2 protein-coding genes are annotated in these 2,680 nt (G+C 67.5%); one reads left to right on the plus strand and one right to left on the minus strand.

What is annotated here, in order from left to right:
* Nucleotides 1–209 (plus strand): hypothetical protein (locus tag IH00_RS0136455; protein WP_158828213.1); only part of this gene is annotated, 209 nt, incomplete at its 5' end.
* Nucleotides 210–693: 484 nt separating this feature from the next.
* Here IH00_RS0136455 and IH00_RS0136465 read toward each other — a convergent pair.
* A complete protein-coding gene (locus IH00_RS0136465) occupies nucleotides 694–882 on the minus strand; it encodes a hypothetical protein (protein ID WP_031080801.1) in 189 nt (62 codons plus the stop codon).
* Nucleotides 883–2,680: the final 1,798 nt, after the last annotated feature.

Below are 2,680 nucleotides of genomic sequence, written 5' to 3' on the forward strand. Positions count from 1 at the left end.
CACAGGTCGGCATGGGACTGCACGAGATCTTCGCCTCCAGCGGGGACAACTACGAGTATGTGTACGCGGAGTCGTTCCCCGCTGCCATGGAAGTCCTTGCGCACTGGGCGCCGGCCGTCCAGGGCGCCGCCATCGCCACGCTGATCGGCACCTTCGATGATCCGCCTGCGAACAGCGTGGCCGACCTCATCCGCACCCGCTTGAAGTAGCAGCGGCCGGAGCGCTCGTGCCCCCGTCCAGACGCTGGTCCGGGGGCACGGCCAGCGGGCCGCCTATAGACGATCACCGGTCGGTGACCCGCACGCGGGATCGTAGCGCGCGGCCGGCGCCTACCCGTCGTCCTCCGCGCCGCGCAGGATGTTCCCGACCTGACCCCGCGACAGCCCGACCTGACAGGCCAGGACATCGACGGGTACCCCGCGAGCGTGCGCGGCGCGCATGGCACGGTTCCGGCGGGCGACGTGTGCCTGCTTCGGTGTCTCCCCGGCGACGGTCTGCTGTAGGAAGACGGCCAGCCTGAGCAGTGCTCGGCCGGTCCAGAGGGTGATGGAGCTGGGTACGGGTGCGGGCGGGTTGGCCAACGGTGTCCCCCTCGTATCGGTTGTCCGACTTCTGAAGGTGACGGTGCCCAGCCCGTGCGGCAAGAGCGCGAACCGGTCCCTGGCGTGCACCCGCCATGTCACCCCGGCACTCTCAACCTGCCGGGTCTACGTCGGCCAGGATGTCAGCCCGCCACATCACGATCTGGGTCGTTCCGTATCCGTACCAGCCCTCTCCGCGGGCAACGCGAAGCCGCTGATCGTGCTGCCGCCACCAGGACAGCCGATCCTCATCGGTATCCAGCACGTGGTACGGAGCCGACGTGATGACGGCCACCAGCACCGCGAAGACCCCAGACCTGCGGCTGAAGAAGCCCAGGCCCGGACAACAACACGAGCACCGGCAGCATCACCGCCTGCAACTGGAACACAGCCGCCGACGGCACCACCTACACCTGCTGACACCGCCACCGGCCCCTGCCCGTCTCAGGCGGGGCTGAGTCGGGGGACCTCCATGAGAGCCCGACCTGCGTGTGCGGGTCGGGCCCGGCGGCGTGAGCGACACTCGGATCAATCCGGTGTGGTCTGGCGGGCGTACGTGGAAGCGGCGGAGCACCGGGGTGTGGGTACGTGCCCCGGAGCGTGTGCGGCCGTCTGACAGCGTCGACTACGACCAGGTCGTCGCTGGTGGGAGCCGTCAGCGCGGTCGGCGGTACGCGAGGTTCTCGCGGAGCGCTGGCCTTCGGGGTGGGTGCTGAGGAAGCTGAACGGCGTCGCGGCGGCCGGCCGACGCGGAAGACCTGGCGAACTTGGTCGACGGCCCGGACACCGGCACCATTCCGGCACGGCGCCGTAGCGACAGCGGCAGACCGGCGGTTTACTCCGGCAGGGTGGCGGCAGACGGACAGCCGCGGCACAGCACAGGCAGGTCGAAGAAGCACGCCGACCGCGGACCGCCGACGGCTGTAGGCGGACCAGCGGCTCCAACGCGGCAAACCTCACCGAGCTGACCAGCTGGATAGTTCAACCCGAATTATCTCCGCTGCCCTGAATACGACCTCACATGGGTCCTGCGACTTCAGGAGCACATGCCCATACTTGGCCGGATAAGCAATCAAGGTGAACTCGCCCTCGTAAGCCAGTATCGACGGGAAAGGGTCCTCCCCTTGCTCCCACCAGTTGTCGGAGCGCGAGACGTGAAGCTGCCCCATGGCTAGCGATGGATACATAGAGCGGTACAAAGGATGGAGCGCAGCCGACCTGACCAAAGGCCAGAGGGCCGCATCCCAGTTGTAGCTTTCTGCATGCGGAGAGGAATGCTCCAACACGAACTCACCCCAGGCCTGTTCCAGGCTGCGCCTGCTTTTGCTGTCAGTCATCAAGAACACCAATTGGTTCACGAAGAGAGGCCACGACTCAGCAAGGAGCGGGGCCGTTGGTGAATGTCTCTCGTCCGACCGCTTGCCACCACCACTACTACTGCCAAAGTCGATATCGCCAGGTCGTAGCCAGCCTGGAGTTCGCTGGCCGGCAGCCGCCAGGCTTCCTCCTGACCTCCGATCTTCCTGGCGGTGTTCGAGGCCGAACGCGGTCTATGAGCGAGATCTTCGCCGGACGGCGCGGCCCTGCGTCGCTTGACCGACTGCTGTGGCTGTGCGCACGCTGCTGTCGTACGAGCTCATGAGTCTCCTGCCTGATATCGCCCGCCCCCCACCGCGCCCCCGGAGTATCCAGATGGGTTCCCTACTTCCGCCGACGCCCAGGCCAACCTGTCGGCGCCACGCTGAACTTCACGAATTGCATTGCTGCGAATGCACCGCACCATCCGCAGTTCGTCGTCGGCTCTCTCATGAGGGAAGCCTAGAGACACCGCTCTGTTCAACAACCCCGATTTCCTGCAGCGCCCGGGCTCGATCTGCGGCCGGGCCGGGCGGGAGCTTCGAAGGGGGAGGGGGACGGATTTCGGGCGCTGGTCTCCGGCGACGGGGCCCGGGTGGTGCTGCGCTCCAGGCGCAGCACCAAGATCGCGCTGACGTCTCGGGCGGAGCGTGGCCGGGGCCGGGAAGCGGCCCGGCCCGGTGCGGCAACGCCCCCGGCGGCAGCCCGAGCGCTTCACACAGCGAGGCCCGCAGCTGCGGCAG

This window comes from Streptomyces sp. NRRL S-118, from assembly GCF_000716335.1.
Classification (GTDB): Bacteria; Actinomycetota; Actinomycetes; order Streptomycetales; family Streptomycetaceae; genus Streptomyces.